Annotated in this window: 11 protein-coding genes; 3 read left to right on the plus strand and 8 right to left on the minus strand. The window is 74.0% G+C overall.

Annotated elements, in window-relative coordinates; genetic code table 11:
* Window positions 1–45 precede the first annotated feature (45 nt).
* Together CRP52_RS01670 and CRP52_RS01675 are read right to left on the minus strand one after the other, a co-directional pair.
* Window positions 46–720 (minus strand): TNT domain-containing protein, encoded by a 675-nt coding sequence (locus CRP52_RS01670; protein WP_257032227.1) that lies wholly within the window; start codon window positions 718–720, stop codon window positions 46–48.
* A 259-nt stretch (window positions 721–979) separates the two neighbouring features.
* Window positions 980–2,263, minus strand: coding sequence for a geranylgeranyl reductase family protein (locus CRP52_RS01675; RefSeq protein WP_097234721.1), 1,284 nt, complete (start codon window positions 2,261–2,263; stop codon window positions 980–982).
* Between the two features lie 451 nt (window positions 2,264–2,714).
* Between CRP52_RS01675 and CRP52_RS01680 the strand changes: the two genes are divergently transcribed.
* Complete coding sequence (locus tag CRP52_RS01680) at window positions 2,715–3,710, plus strand: LPXTG cell wall anchor domain-containing protein (RefSeq protein WP_097234722.1); 996 nt, start codon at window positions 2,715–2,717, stop codon at window positions 3,708–3,710.
* A 390-nt stretch (window positions 3,711–4,100) separates the two neighbouring features.
* Here CRP52_RS01680 and CRP52_RS01685 read toward each other — a convergent pair whose 3' ends face one another.
* The 3 genes from CRP52_RS01685 to CRP52_RS39105 all read right to left on the minus strand — a co-directional run bounded on the left by CRP52_RS01685 (window position 4,101) and on the right by CRP52_RS39105 (window position 7,607).
* The gene (locus CRP52_RS01685; RefSeq protein ID WP_097234723.1) at window positions 4,101–5,201 is read right to left on the minus strand and encodes a calcium:proton antiporter; all 1,101 of its coding nucleotides are present in this window, start codon (window positions 5,199–5,201) and stop codon (window positions 4,101–4,103) included.
* Window positions 5,202–5,292: 91 nt separating this feature from the next.
* Entirely contained in the window at window positions 5,293–6,849 is a 1,557-nt protein-coding gene (locus CRP52_RS39100) for a serine/threonine-protein kinase (protein ID WP_257032228.1), read from the minus strand.
* Window positions 6,846–7,607 (minus strand): serine/threonine protein kinase, encoded by a 762-nt coding sequence (locus CRP52_RS39105; protein ID WP_097234724.1) that lies wholly within the window; start codon window positions 7,605–7,607, stop codon window positions 6,846–6,848. Before CRP52_RS39105 ends, CRP52_RS39100 begins: the two co-directional genes overlap by 4 nt.
* A 317-nt stretch (window positions 7,608–7,924) precedes the next feature.
* Here CRP52_RS39105 and CRP52_RS01700 point away from each other — a divergent pair, with 317 nt between their 5' ends.
* A complete protein-coding gene (locus CRP52_RS01700; protein ID WP_143685616.1) occupies window positions 7,925–8,332 on the plus strand; it encodes a hypothetical protein in 408 nt (135 codons plus the stop codon).
* A 254-nt stretch (window positions 8,333–8,586) separates the two neighbouring features.
* Window positions 8,587–9,369, plus strand: coding sequence for a glucosamine-6-phosphate deaminase (nagB, locus tag CRP52_RS01705; protein ID WP_097234726.1), 783 nt, complete (start codon window positions 8,587–8,589; stop codon window positions 9,367–9,369).
* Window positions 9,370–9,495: 126 nt separating this feature from the next.
* On the opposite strand, the gene CRP52_RS01710 is transcribed toward nagB, so the two are convergent.
* From CRP52_RS01710 to CRP52_RS01720, 3 genes are all read right to left on the minus strand, one after another.
* Window positions 9,496–10,626 carry an aminotransferase class I/II-fold pyridoxal phosphate-dependent enzyme gene (locus tag CRP52_RS01710; RefSeq protein WP_097234727.1) on the minus strand — a complete coding sequence of 377 codons (1,131 nt, stop codon included), beginning with the start codon at window positions 10,624–10,626 and terminating at the stop codon, window positions 9,496–9,498.
* 5 nt (window positions 10,627–10,631) lie between these two features.
* Window positions 10,632–11,396: a helix-turn-helix transcriptional regulator gene (locus tag CRP52_RS01715; RefSeq protein ID WP_097234728.1), complete on the minus strand. Its 765-nt coding sequence runs from the start codon at window positions 11,394–11,396 to the stop codon at window positions 10,632–10,634.
* Between the two features lie 168 nt (window positions 11,397–11,564).
* Window positions 11,565–13,175, minus strand: a complete 1,611-nt coding sequence (locus tag CRP52_RS01720; RefSeq protein WP_143685618.1) for a beta-propeller fold lactonase family protein — start codon at window positions 13,173–13,175, stop codon at window positions 11,565–11,567.
* Between the last annotated feature and the right edge of the window lie 334 nt (window positions 13,176–13,509).

A 13,509-nucleotide genomic window follows, 5' to 3' on the forward strand; every position in this document is an offset into this window, starting at 1 on the left:
CACCGGAGGCCGCCACCGGGGCCTGTCGTCGAGCGGCGGCGGGGGTCAGATCCGGGCCAGGTACCCGTTGTCCACCAGCCAGAGGACGTTCAGCTTGGCCGGGCCGCCGGGCACCAGGGCCGCGTCGAGCTGGTACTGCAGGCCCCAGCCGGGCTGGTTGAACCACGGCGCGATCGGGCCGGCGTGCACCGTGAACGCCTTGACCACCTTGTAGTCGTGGTAGTTGCAGCCGGCCGGCGGGTTGCCGTCCAGGCTCTGCGGCGGGATGGCGCGGCTGGCGTACGGCAGGCCCTCGGGGGCGAGGAAGGCGCCGTACTCGCTGCCGTAGCGGTCGATGTTCTGGTTCGGGTAGAGCGTGAGGTCGAACTCGATCGGGCTGCCGTCCGGCAGGGTGACGTAGCCGTCGGACGGCGGGTAGATCCAGCCGCCCTTGCCGCCATTGGCGGCCGGATCGTAGTACTTCGCGAGGAAGTCCTGGTCGCTCGCGCCGCCGGTGCGCTGGTAGCCGAGGAGCTGACGGCCGACCGGGCCGGTGGTGGGGAGGTCCTGCGGGCCGAGGCGGGCGTCGCCGTCGTGGAAGGCTGCGGAGCACTGGTCGGACGGGGTGGCCGCCTGTGCGGCGGTGGTGGCCGGGGCGGCAGCGGCGGCCGGGAGGCTCGGGGCGAGCACGGCGGCGGCTGCCACGAGGGGTGCGGCAAGCAGGCGAAGGCGAAGGCGCACGGTGTCTCCGTCGGACGGGTCGGCGGTGGGAGGGTGGTGGAGAAGGAGCCACGGAGGCGGGTGGTGCTCACCCTCCGTGGCTGGTTCGGCACCAGGCAAGCGGATCTGCTGATCATTCGTCAACACGACGTGGCGGTGCACCGACCGGAATCCCCGGTTTCGGCCAGCCCGGGGGCGCCGGGGCCGGTCATCCGCATCATCCGAGTGATCCGAGTCATCCGGATGACTGAACGGCCCCGGCGGCCCCGTCAGCGTCCCGTCAGCGCCCCGGCGCGACCCGTCCGACCAGGTGGAGCAGCCGGTCGAGGGCGTCCTTGGAGTTGGGCTCGGTCAGGTTGACCATCAGCCGGAACGCCACCTTCAGCAGCGCCGGGTGGCCGAGTCCGGCGGCCCCGGCGGTGCCGAGCAGCTTGGGGCGGCCGAGCAGGCCGGCGGCGAGCCGGCCGAGCGCGAAGTAGCCGGCGTAGGCGGAGCGCAGCGCCTGCGGGTAGCCGTGCAGGGCGAGTTCGCGGCCGCGGTCGGTGCGGCGGGCGAGGGCCTGGACGATGGTCTCGGCGGCGTAGCGGCCGGATTCCATCGCGTAGGCGATGCCCTCGCCGGTGCCCGGGCTGACCGTGCCGCCGGCGTCGCCGACGAGCAACAGGCCGTCGCCGTAGTGGGGTTGGCGGTTGAGGCCCATGGGAAGGGCGGCGCCGCGGATCGGTTCGGTGACGGCGTCGGGGGTGTAGCCGTACGCGGGCGGCAGACGGTCGCACCAGCGGCGCAGCAGCTCGCGCCAGTCGACGTCGGTGTTCGCGGTGTCGAGGACGCCGAGGCCGACGTTGGCGGTGCCGTCGCCCATGCCGAACACCCAGGCGTAGCCGGGCAGGACGCGGCCGGCCGGGTCGGCGGGGTCGCGCAGGTCGAGCCAGGCCTCCAGGTAGCGGTCCGCGTGGCGCGGGGTGGTGAAGTAGGTGCGGTAGGCGACGCCCATCGCCCGGTCGGTGCGGCGGTAGCGCTTCATGGCGACGGACAGCCGGGTGGAGTTGCCGTCGGCGGCGACGACGATCGGGGCCCGGTAGGCGACCGGCCGGCGTTCCTCGCCCAGTCTGGCGGTGACCCCGGTGATCCGTCCGGTCCGCTCGTCCACCAACGGGCCCGCCACGTTGGCGCGTTCGACGAGGCGGGCGCCAAGGGAGGCGGCCTTGCGGGCGAGCAGCTGGTCGAAGTCGGCGCGGCGGCGGACGAGTCCGTACCCGGGGAAGGCGGAGAGCTCGGGCCAGTCGAACTCCAGCGAGCGCCGCCCGGCGATCAGCCGCAGGCCGCGGTTGTGCAGCCAGCCGGCCTCCTCGGAGACGTCGATGCCGAGGTCGGTCAGCTGCTTGACGACGCGCGGGGTGAGGCCGTCCCCGCAGACCTTTTCGCGCGGGAAGGCGGACTTCTCCAGCAGGAGGACGTCCAGGCCGGTCCGGGCGAGGTGGGCGGCAGCGGTGGAGCCGGCCGGGCCGGCCCCGACCACGATGACGTCGGCGCTCTCCTCGGCGGTCTGCTCTGGGCCGGGCATCGCACTCTCCCACGGGTCGGATCGGTCGCATGCGCAACGGGATCGGCGGACTGGGCGGACTGGGCGGTTCCAGACGGACGATAGAGAACCCCGGTGCCCGCCCGCCGCCCCGACACGCAGGCCGCTCGCCGGGACCGGTCAATACCGGCCACCGCGGCTCCGCGGATTCACCCGCCGGACCGGAGTGCGGAGTTGACCGCGGCACCGGCCTCCGGGGGTCGGACCGTGCACAAATCCATGACAACCGGGTGATCGGATCGTTGTAACGAACTCATCGGACCAACCGTGCACAGCGATGCATTTCGGCCAAACCGCCCTTGCGTCACGTTTCCCGCTGCGGGAACTTTTGTGCCCTCCCTCGTACGGCTCCGGCCCCCGCCGGCCGTCCGACCGGGGGCTCCCTCCCGCTGCGCAGGCTCGTCCCCGGCCTGCCGTACCCGATGGAACGCCGATGCGCATCCGCTCCACCACCGCACGCACCCTGGTGGCCGTCCCGACCGCCGCCGCCCTCATGCTGCTCGCCCCCGCCGCCCACGCCGCCGCGGGCGGCGGTGGAAAGGGCGGAGCCCCCGGCAACAACGGCACCGTCAAGATCCACGACGCCGCCACCGGCCAGGAGGACGTCCGCAACGAGCCCAAGGTCTGCACCTTCTACCTGGACTCCTTCGGTTTCGACGCAAACCAGGACGTGATCTGGGCGATCACCACCGTCGGCGGCGGCCCCAAGGAGAAGCTCGTCGCGTACGGCGACCTCCCGGTGGACGGCAAGGGCCACGTCCGCACCGAGGACATCCACCTGCCGGACGGCCACTACAAGCTGTACTGGCAGTCCGTCGAGCTGGTCGGCGGCGAGCTGCCGAAGGACCCGCAGCTCAACAACCCCAAGCACAAGGTCTTCAAGGTCGACTGCGGCGGTGAGACCCCGGCCCCGACCGGCAAGCCCTCGCCGACCGTGAAGCCGACCCCGACCAAGACCCCGTCGTCCGGCCCGACCACCGTGCCGACCACGCCGTCGCACACCCCGTCGGCTCCGGCCTCGCCGAGCGCGCCCGCGACCGCCACCCCCACCACGAAGCCGTCGGAGACCCCGAGCGTCACGCCGACCACCCCGGCGCCGACCACCTCGGCTCCTGTCACCCCTGCGCCCACGGCCCCGGCCACCGACGAGCCGACCGACGCCCCGAACCCGGGCCCGTCGACCCCGCCGACCGCCACCGTGCCGGTCCACACGCCGACCACGGACACCCAGGTCAGCCCGGACGCGCCGCTGCAGCTGCCCGCCAAGGTCAGCGTCCCGACCCCGATCCCGGGCGCCACCTCGGACGGCAAGAACCTGGCCAGCACCGGTAGCGACGGCACCCTGCTGTACGCGGGCGCCGGTACGGTCCTGCTGCTCGGCGGCGCGGGCGCAGTGGTCTACACCCGCCGTCGCCGCACCTCCTCCTGAGGCACCGGCCTCTCGGCGCCGAGACACCGGCGCTGAGGCACCGGCCCTAAGCCATCGGCCCTCCTGAGGCGCCGACCTGTCACAGGGCAGGCCCGAGCCCCTGACTCCGCGAGCAGCTGCGGGGTCAGGGGCTCCGGCTCGTCCGGAGGCGCCTGCACCCTCGGGGCTTCACGACCGAGGGCGCTGCCGACGGCGCCGGGACGACGAGGGCCCCCGGCCACGGGGGCGGACCAGGTGCTCTCTCCCCGTTCCACGGCCGGCCGGCCCCGATCGGTTCACGCTCTCCCGCCCCGGTCCGGGGACGCGGGACGGTCCGGGGACGCCAAAAGCCCCTGGCCGCACGGGGGAACGGGCCAGGGGCTTCCATCCGGGACTACGGACGACCCGCCGTCACGGGTTCACCGCCAGCACCACGTACCCCGCCAGCACCGCCAGGTGCACCGCCCCCTGCAGCGGTGTCGCCCGGCGCGGGATGACGGTGAGGATGCCCAGCACGACCGTCAGGGTGAGCAGCACCATGTGGGCCGGGTCCAGGCCGAGCACGAGCGGGCCGGGCAGCCAGCTGGAGGCGATCGCGACCGCCGGGATGGTGAGGCCGATGCTGGCGAGCGCCGAGCCCAGGGCCAGGTTGAGGCTGGTCTGCACCCGGTTGCGGACGGCCGCGCGCAGCGCCGCGATGGTCTCCGGCAGGAGCACCATCATGGCGATCACCACGCCGACGACGGCGTGCGGGAGGCCGGCGTCCTCCACCGCCTTCTCGATGGTCGGCGAGACGCCCTTGGCCAGGCCGACGACCGAGACCAGTGCGACACCGAGCAGCAACAGGCTGACCCCGGCGGCCCGGAGGGTGGGCGGGGTGGCGTGCTCCTCCTCGTCCAGCACCCGGCCCTCGGTGTTGACGGCGAGGAAGTAGTCGCGGTGCCGGACGGTCTGGGTGGCCACGAACATCCCGTAGACGACGAGCGAGGCGGTGGCCGCGTAGGTCAGCTGGGTGGTCGAGAACTGCGGGCCCGGGGAGCTGGTGGTGAAGGTCGGCAGCACCAGGCTGAGGGTCGCCAGGGCGGCGATGCAGGCGAGCGCGGCGCCGGTGCCCTCGGCGTTGAAGACGGCGGTGCGGTACTTGACCGCGGCGACCAGGATGGAGAGGCCGAGGATGCCGTTGCAGGTGATCATCACGGCGGCGAAGACGGTGTCCCGGGCCAGGGTCGAGGACTTCGCCCCGCCGTCGGCCATCAGCGTCACGATCAGGGCGACCTCGATCACGGTGACCGCCACCGCGAGCACCAGTGATCCGAACGGCTCCCCCGACCAGTGCGCGATGACCTCGGCGTGGTGCACGGCGGACAACACGGCGGCCACCAGGAAGCAGGCGACCACGCCCACCACCCAGCCGGGCAGGTCCTCGTGCCAGGTCAGGGCGAGGACGACGAACGACACCACCGGAACGACGACGGTCCATTGCGCGGCACCCGCGCGGAGCTTCGTGATCATGCGGCAGAGGATCCCAGACGGGGTCGCCGTCACCCGGGCGCCCGCGCCGTGCTCCGGGTGGATGTGGCCCGACTCGTCCCGGTAGGTGCCCTCATCCGCCGTAGTCGGCGAGGTAGCGGAGCACCCGCTCGACATGCGGCCGCACCCGTTCCGGCACGCCGCCGGCCGCCGTCACGGTCTTGTCGCTGGTCCGGTAGGCGGCGGTGACCAGGGCGGGCAGGTCGCGGGTGAAGCCGTCGTGCTTGAGCTGCTGGTCGAGCCAGCAGACGTAGTTGCCCATGGCGGCGATCGCGTCCCCCGGGTCCAGGTAGGACTTCGGGCCGGCGTGAGTGGCCGCCTTGGCCCAGGCCTCGAACACCGCGGGCGTCCACATGGCGATGCCGTACTCGCCGGTCTCCGGGCGGGCGGCGTTCGGGTCGAAGCCGCTCTCGGCCTTGAGCATCGCGGCCAGCAGCGCCGGGGTGACCTCCGGTTCGGGGCAGCGCCGGGCGGCGACCTCGATCATGCCCCGGTAGGCGGGTGGGACGTCCGAGCCGGCCGGGATCGCGCCGGTCAGCGGCGGCGGGGCGCGGTGGCGCGGCGGCCCGGCAGGCTCGGGCGCCCCGGCCAGCGCGAGGACGGCGAGGGCTGCGGCGAGCAGGCCCGCCCCGGCCCGTACGACGGTGCGGCGGCTGCGGGCCGGGCGGGCGGTGGCGCGGGCGACCAGCGCGGCGAGGTCGGTACGGGCGCGCTCCTCGCGTCCGGGGGCCAGGCAGGTGGCGACCACGGCCCGCCAGCGCGGCGGCAGCGCCTCGTCCGTCCGCAGCGGGGCCGCGCCGCGGGCGTACGCCTGGGCGGCCAGCGAACGGGCCCGGGCGGTGGCGCCGAGGAAGGGGTGCAGGCCACCGGTGAGCAGCTGGTGGGCGATCACGCCGAACGCCCAGATGTCCGCGCTGGGGCGCACGGCGATGCCGCGCGCGCCGGTGCGCTGGGACCACCATTCGGGCGGGACGTGGTCGGGCGAGCCCAGCGGCGGGGCGTAGGCGTGGGTGCCCTCCAGTTCGGCGGTGAGGCCGAAGTCGGCGATCTTGGCGGTGCCGTCGGGCATCAGGAGGATGTTGGCCGGTTTCAGGTCCCCGTGTACCCAGCCGGCCCGGTGCATGTGGGTCAGCCCGGCGCACACCTCGGCGAGGATCCGCTCGGCGCCGGGCACCGCCGTACCGGGGCGGGCTTCGGCCAGGACGTCCTGCAGGCTGCGGGCGGCGCGCTCCATCACCAGGGCGACGGCGCCGTCCAGATCGGGGTGGTCCGGGTCCTCGACGGTGACCACGGCGAGGGTGCGGATCAGGTGGGGGTGGTCGGCGAGGCGGCTGAAGCGCTGCTCGCTGCGGGCCATCCGGACCACGGTCCGGCGCTGGCCGGGGCTGAACCGGGCGGCGCCGAGGATCTTGACGGCGGCCGGGGTGCCGTCCGGGCCCTCGGCGGCGTGGACGCTGCCCCAGGCGCCCGCGCCGAGGAAGGCGCCGGTGCGGTAGCCGGCGATCGGGTAGTCGGCGGGGAGGTCGAGGCCTTCGGGGGGCTCCGGGCCGGCGGGGTCGTTCGTGGGATCCGGGCGCCGGTCCGGGGGCTGCTTGCCGGGGTGCGGCGGGTCGGGCCGGGCGGGCGTCACGGCCGGGCGACCGGGCGCCGGGGCGGGAGCAGCGGCAGGTGCTCCTCCCGGACGAGGTCGAACCGCAGTGCCAGGGAGACGAGTTCCTCGCGCTTGCCGCCGCCCGGCCCCTCCTCGTACGGCTCGCGCAGCCGCAGCTTCGTCTCCACCAGGTAGTCGATGTGGTAGTTCACCGCCGAGCGGGTCAGCCCGCGGCAGGAGGGCAGGGCGCGCAGCCGGGCCAGCACCTCGGTCGCGCCGGGGACGGCGGCGGCGGAGGGGGACCGCAGCCGGGGTTCGCAGAGCGCCAGCAGCACCAGGAAGTACTTGGCGGTCGGGTCGAGGGCGAAGGGGCTGACGGTGTGTTCGCCGTCGGCCCCGCCCGGCCGGCCGTCCAGGTAGGCGTGCTGGGGGGCGAAGACCTTGAAGGAGGCGGGTTCGCCGAGGGCGGGCAGCAGCACCCGGGAGAGTTCGAACGGCACCGGCGCGCCCAGCCGGCCGGGCGCCACCTTGATGTGCTCCCCGGCGCCTTCCAGGTTCTCCACGACGTAGGTGGCGGAGGCGCTGAAGTTGGACAGCCGCCAGTAGTCCTCGGCCGCGACGACCTCGCCCGCACGGCGGGAGACGCCCTGGTCGGGCAGCGGGATGGGGAGCGGCCGGCCGGGCTCGCCGCGCCCGAACGGCGCGGCCTCGCCGGGGCCCATCCGCAGCAGGCCGGGTGCCCCGCCGGGCGCCATCTCGGGCCCCGGACCGGGGAGTTGCACGATGACCGTGTCCACGCAGCCACCTCCGTGGGATCGGGTCGATGGTATCCGCCCGATTCGTCCGGGTGGCACACCGCCACCCGGACGAGTGACGGGGCACCGCCAACCCGGCCGGGCCGCACCTGAGTTGCCGTCGCGGATGGTGCTGCCGCCCGAACTGATCATCCGTCAGGCAGCGAGTTGGCCGGATGTCGAACAGTCGGCGAATGTTGCAGTATGTAGTTGAACGGTCACCATCAGTGTGACGTAACGCACACCATCGGATGTTCACATTGTGTGCAAGACTCATCTCAAGGAGTGAGATCACCTTAATTTCCAAGGAGGTTCAAATCATGCGCACTCGGATCGCAGCTGTGATGATGACGGTGGCAGGGATCACCGGCCTGACGGCCGCCCCGGCCATGGCCGCCACGGCCACATCCGAGCCCGGCACCACGGCCTGCACCACGGTCCTCAACCGCCCCTGCGTCTCGCCGCAGGTCGACGGCGAGGGCATCGTCGGCGTCGCCCAGGTCGCCGCCGACCCGGCCCAGTTGACGATCGTGCGGGTCGAGGTCCGCACCCAGGCCGCCTGGGGCAGCCCGTGGGAGACCGCCGCCTCGGCCGTCACCGTACGGCTCGGCTCGGCCAAGGCCGTCACCCCGCGCGTCACCACCACCGACCTGCGGATGATCTGCGCCACCGCCGGCCCGGCTCTGGACACGGCCAAGCAGGTCACCACGTGTACCGGCCCCTTCTGAACCCGCACCACCGGGCGCTGATCAACTGAGCCGCGCACTGAACGGACGAGCCGCGCGCTGAACGACCGAACAGTGGCGCCTCCCCCAGGGTCGGCCGCCGGGACCCCCGTTCCCGGCGGCCGACCCGACCGCTCCCCAGCCCCTCGGAGCGCCGTTGACCTGGCCCGGGTGGACCTGGGGCACCTGTTCGCGGCAAACTGGTCTAGACCTCGGAGGTCTAGACCTCAGCCTCGCCTCAGAACGGTGGACCCAGTATGGAAATCGTGATCGTCCCTGACGCCCCTGCGGCCGGCGAACTCATCGCCGCGGCGATCACCGATCTGCTGACCGACAAGCCGGACGCCCTGCTCGGCGTGGCGACCGGCTCGACCCCGCTGCCGATCTACCAGGCCCTCGCCGCGCGGGTCCGCGACGGCCGGCTGGACGCCTCCCGGGCCCGGATCTGCCAGCTGGACGAGTACGTCGGCCTGCCCGCCGGCCACCCGGAGTCCTACCGCTCGGTGGTGCTGCGCGAGGTCGTGGAACCGCTCGGCCTGACCGGGGACTCCTTCCTGGGCCCGGACGGCAACGCGACCGACATCGCCGCCGCGGCCACCGCCTACGACCGCGCACTGGCCGAGGCCGGCGGCGTCGACCTCCAGCTGCTCGGCATCGGCACGGACGGCCACATCGGCTTCAACGAGCCCTGCTCCTCGCTCGCCTCCCGGACCCGGATCAAGACCCTGACCCGGCAGACCCGCGAGGACAACGCCCGCTTCTTCGACAGCATCGACGAGGTCCCGCACCACGTCATCACCCAGGGCATCGGCACCATCCTGGAGGCCCGCCACCTGGTCCTGCTGGCCACCGGCGAGGCCAAGGCCGAGGCCGTCGCCCTCTCCGTCGAGGGCCCGCTGTCCGCCGCCGTCCCCGCCTCGGCCCTCCAGCTCCACCCGCACGCCACCGTGGTGGTCGACGAGGCCGCCGCCTCCCGCCTCAAGCTCGCCGACTACTTCCGCGACACCTACGCGGCCAAGCCGACCTGGCAGAAGCTCTGAGCGCCCACGAGCTGCCACGGCAGCCGTGACGACCGGGGCGCCGGTCCACCGAGGAGGTCGGTGGGCCGGCGCCCCGGTGTTCGGGCACCACGGTCGGCTGCGTCCACCAGCCGGCGGTCCGGCGGGTCAGCGCTTGCGGAGCCAGTCGGCGAGCGCGTCCAGGGCCGGGGCCGGGTCGCGGCGGCCGACGCCGATCCGGAAGCGGTCGGTCGGGGTGGGGGTCAGCTCGGACCGGAAGATGCTCGCGGGCAGCAGGAGGACCCCCGCCTGTTCGATCAGCGCCGTGCAGAACTCCTCCACGCCGTCCGCCCCGAGGTAGCGCGGGTAGGCGACGCAGCCGCCCTCCGGGGCGCGCCACTCGAAGAGGTCGGCGAACTCGGCGAAGAAGGCGTCGAACTGCGGCAGGTTCTCCGCGATGATGCCGCGGTTGCGCTCCAGGATCCGCTCCCGGGCGGTGATCGCGATCCGGGCCAGCACCTCGCTCGGCGCCGAGTTGCAGATCGTGGCGTAGTGCTTGGCCCGCTCCAGCCGGGAGCGCAACTCCCGGTCTCGGCAAGCGATCCAGCCGATCCGCAGGCCGGGAAGGCCGAGCGACTTGGAGGTGACGTTGAGCGAGAGGGCGCGTTCGGAGAGGTCGGCCGCCTGCGGCAGGGTGCGGGCCGGGTCGCGTTCCAGGCCGCGGTAGACCTCGTCCGAGAACAGCCGGATGCCGCGCTCGTCGCAGAGTTCGGCGAGCCGGACGAAGTCGGCGGCGTCGATCACCGCGCCGGTCGGGTTGTTGGGGAAGTTGACCGACAGCACCTTGGTGTTCGGGCGCAGCGCCGCCTCGACCGCGTCGAGGTCGAGCGCCCAGTCCCGCCGCTCGTCGAGGGCGACGCCGGTGACCTCGCACAGGGAGAGCGGGATGGTCTCGGCGGACTGGTAGTTCGGGGTCAGCACGACCGCGTGGTCGCCCGGTTCGAGCAGCACCCGCATGGCGAGGTCGATCCCCTCCTGGGCGCCGCCGAAGCAGATCACGTCGTCCGCGTCGATCCGCTCGTACATCCCGGCGATCGCCCGGCGCAGCCCGGGGTCGCCGAAGGTCTCGGTGTAGCCGAGGGCGAGGGTGTCCCAGGCCTCGCGGTCCTCGGGGCCGGCCAGGGCGAGCAGTTCGGCCATGGTCATGGTCTGCGCGTCGGAGGCGGTGAGGTGGTGGCGGGCGGTGAACTCCCAGCGCGAGAAGTGGGTTTCGAGCCGGAAGTCGGGGAGCTGGGGCATGGGGGCTATTCCTTCCTGTCCTTCCTGGGACCTGCGGAGCCTGCCGGACCTGCGGAGCCTGCCGGACGTGCGGAGCCTGCGGGGCTTGCGGGGCTTGCGGGGCCCGCGGCGAGCGCGGGGCCGGCGGGGTGCTTGACCTCGGCGAGCAGGCTGTAGGCGGTGGAGCGGGAGATCCGCAGTGCGGTGGCGACGGCGGGCACGGCGCGGCGGACGGCGAACACCCCGGCCTCGTCCAGTTCGCGCAGCACGGCGAGCCGGTCCTCGCGGGTGAAGCGCTCCAGCGGGCGGCCCTGCGCGCGGACGTGGCCGCCGATGACGTCGTTCATCCGCTCCGTCCAGTCGCGTTCGAAGAGCGGTTCGGGGCGCGGAGCGGTGGGGGCGGCGAAGCCGGCCAGCAGGGCGGCGGCCTGTTCCAACGGCCCGCGGTCGAGGTTGACGCAGAGCACCGCCGCGGGCCGGTCGGCGTCGTCGCGCAGCACGGCGCTGACCGAGGAGAGCCGGCGCCCGTGGGGCAGCAGCTTCTCGTACGGGCCGTAGACGTCGGGGGCGGAGGGGTCGATCTCGTCCAGTTCGCCGAGCAGCGACGGGTCGCCGGGGGCCCGGGGGGTCATCGGGTTCCAGATGGCCAGCACCCGGTCGGTGGTGGGGTCGTGCAGCACCACCTCGGCGTAGGGGCCGAGCAGCAGGGCCACCGCGCGGCAGACCGGGGAGAAGGTCCGCACCCGTGGGTCGGGGGCGTCCGAAGGCGGGGCGGGGGTGTCCGGAGGCATGCCTGGACTGTACGTCCGGCTCGGACGTTTCGTCCAGCACCGCCGACGGGAGAGGCCCCGCCGGAACGTCTCGGGTTCCGGCGGGGCCTCGGCGCGCCGCCCGTCCTCGGTGTGCTCATGTTCGGCGCGCTCGTCCTCGGCGCGCTCGTCCTCGGGACGGTCGGGCGGCTACGTGCAGGTGATGATCAGCCCCAGGACGGAGGAGCAGCTGCGGGTGTCCTTGCTGGTGGCCGGCGAGGGGTCGGCGGGCACCCCGGCGGTGCGGGCCACGGTGACGTCCCAGCTGCGGACCAGGGAGAGCAGGCCGACGTTGATCGAGAAGTGCCGGGTGGTGCTCGCACCCTTGGCGAGCGGTGCGGCCAGCGTGCAGGTGAGCTTGCCGGCGGCGATCGAGCAGTCGGTGGAGGTGGCGGTCAGCCCGCTGGGCAGGGCCGCGGCGACGGTGGCCGAGGTCAGTTGGTCAGGGCCCTGGTTGGTGAGGGTGACCGTGTAGTCGACGCGGCTCGCGAGCAGCTGGGTGACCGGGGTCGCGGTGAGCGCGACGGCCAGGTGGGCGCTCGGCGCCGTGTAGGTGAAGCGGTCTGCGGCGACGGCCGCGCTGGTACCGCCCGGCGTGGTGACCCGGACGTCCACCGCTCCGGTCACGGTGGTGGCGGGCGCGGTGGCGGTGCAGCTGGTCCTGGTGCAGCTGAACGCGGTGGCGGGGCCGGCCGCGCCGAAGGTCACGGCGGTGGCGCCGTTGAGGTCGGTCCCGGTGACCGTCACCGTGGTGCCGCCCGCCCCGGAGCCGCCGTTCGGGCTGACCGCGGTCACGGCCGGCACCGGCAGCGGGAAGTTCAGTACCTGGACGGCGCCGCCGGTGAAGTCCGCGAGGTAGCCGTGCCGCCCGTCGGCGGTCAGCGCCAGGGTGTACGGGCTCGCGCCCACCGGGACGGTGGCGGTGACGGTCCGACTCGCGGTGTCCACGACGCTCAGCGTGTTGTCGGCGTAGTTGGACACGTACGCGGCGGTGCCGTCCGGGGCCACCGTGACGGCGTACGGACCGGAGCCGACCGGGACGGTGCCGAGGACCGCGTTCGCGGCGGTGTCGATCACGGCGGCGGTGCTGTCGTCGGCGTCGGCCGCCCAGAGACTGCCGCCGTCCGGGCTGAGCGCGAGGCCGAAGGCGCTGTGGCCGACGGGAACCGTGGCGGCCACCGCGCCGCCCACGGTGTCGATCACGTTCACCGCCTTGTCGCCGGAGGCCGCCACGTACAGCCGCCTGCCGTCCGGCGAGACGGCCAGGCCGTGCGGCTCGGCGCCGACCGGGACGGTCGCGGTCACCGCGTTGGACGAGGTGTCCAGCACGCTCACGGTGTTGGCGGCGGCGTTGCTCACGTAGGCGCGCGAGCCGTCCGGCGAGAGGACGAGGCCCCAGGGCTGGGAGCCGACCGGGACGGTCGCGGTGACGGTGTCGGTCGCGGTGTCCACGACGCTGACCGTGTTGTCCAGGTGGTGCGTCAGGTAGGCGCGGTGCCCGTCGGGCGAGAGGGCGACCGCGTACGAGCCGGTGCCGGCGGTGAAGCTGCCGGTGACGGTGTTGCTCGCGGTGTCCACGACGCTGACGGTGCCGCTGCTCTGGCTGGTCACGTAGGCGCGGCCGCCGTCCGGCGCCAGGGCCACGCCCGCCGGGTAGGGCGCCACCGGCACCTGGGCCGTGACGGTCGGCGGCGGCGCGGCGGCCGCGGCGGTGGCCGGCTGGGACAGCAGTGCGGCCGTGGCCGCGGTTATCGCGGTCACGGCCGTCACGGTGCGACGGGGTGCTCGGCGTGTTCTCACGGATCTCTCCAGCGGGGACGTCGGTACGTCGGGGGTCGGCCGTACGGGCTCAGAGCCGGGGGAAGCGTAGAAGCCTGCCTGACCAGCCGTCAGGAGCTGACCGTTAATGTCGCCAACTGTTCAGATTCGACCGATTCGCCGTGACGGCCTTCCCCTCGCATCGAGCCGGGCCGGGCCGGGCCGGGCCGGCCAGTACGTCTCCGTTCGCACCGAACTGCCCGACGGCGCCGCCCGGCAGATCCGCCAGTAGCTCAGCCCCGGCCCGGCTCCCGCGCGCCGTGGAACTTCCGCCGGT

Source organism: Streptomyces sp. 1331.2 (genome assembly GCF_900199205.1).
In the GTDB taxonomy this organism is placed as follows: Bacteria; Actinomycetota; Actinomycetes; order Streptomycetales; family Streptomycetaceae; genus Kitasatospora.

Coding starts and splice junctions, on each gene's coding strand:
- CRP52_RS01685 (WP_097234723.1), bottom strand. CDS start 5,201: ATGATCACGAAGCTCCGCGCGGGTGCCGCGCAATGGACCGTCGTCGTT.
- CRP52_RS01700 (WP_143685616.1), top strand. CDS start 7,925: ATGCGCACTCGGATCGCAGCTGTGATGATGACGGTGGCAGGGATCACC.
- CRP52_RS01680 (WP_097234722.1), top strand. CDS start 2,715: ATGCGCATCCGCTCCACCACCGCACGCACCCTGGTGGCCGTCCCGACC.
- CRP52_RS01675 (WP_097234721.1), bottom strand. CDS start 2,263: ATGCCCGGCCCAGAGCAGACCGCCGAGGAGAGCGCCGACGTCATCGTG.
- nagB (WP_097234726.1), top strand. CDS start 8,587: ATGGAAATCGTGATCGTCCCTGACGCCCCTGCGGCCGGCGAACTCATC.
- CRP52_RS01715 (WP_097234728.1), bottom strand. CDS start 11,396: ATGCCTCCGGACACCCCCGCCCCGCCTTCGGACGCCCCCGACCCACGG.
- CRP52_RS01710 (WP_097234727.1), bottom strand. CDS start 10,626: ATGCCCCAGCTCCCCGACTTCCGGCTCGAAACCCACTTCTCGCGCTGG.